1 rRNA gene is annotated in these 203 nt (G+C 46.3%); it reads right to left on the bottom strand.

The window, feature by feature from the left end:
* Positions 1–134: 134 nt before the first annotated feature.
* Positions 135–203: ribosomal RNA gene (locus GPK58_RS12675) — 16S ribosomal RNA — on the bottom strand; the annotation flags it as partial.

Here is a 203-nt window from a genome sequence, read left to right as displayed (position 1 = left end):
TAGGTCTTAACCGTCGTGTTCGGGATGGGAACGGGTGTGTCCCCTAAGCGCATCGCTACCAGAAATATCATTATTCAGTTTCCTTGATAACTCAACAGTAAAACACATTTCAATTACTCTACTTTTTTCCTTAGAAAGGAGGTGATCCAGCCGCACCTTCCGATACGGCTACCTTGTTACGACTTCACCCCAGTCATCGGTCC

The sequence above is a fragment of the Blautia sp. MCC270 genome (assembly GCF_018785605.1).
GTDB classification, from domain to species: Bacteria; Bacillota; Clostridia; order Lachnospirales; family Lachnospiraceae; genus Blautia_A; species Blautia_A fusiformis.
This window is presented reverse-complemented; position numbering and strand designations above follow the sequence as displayed.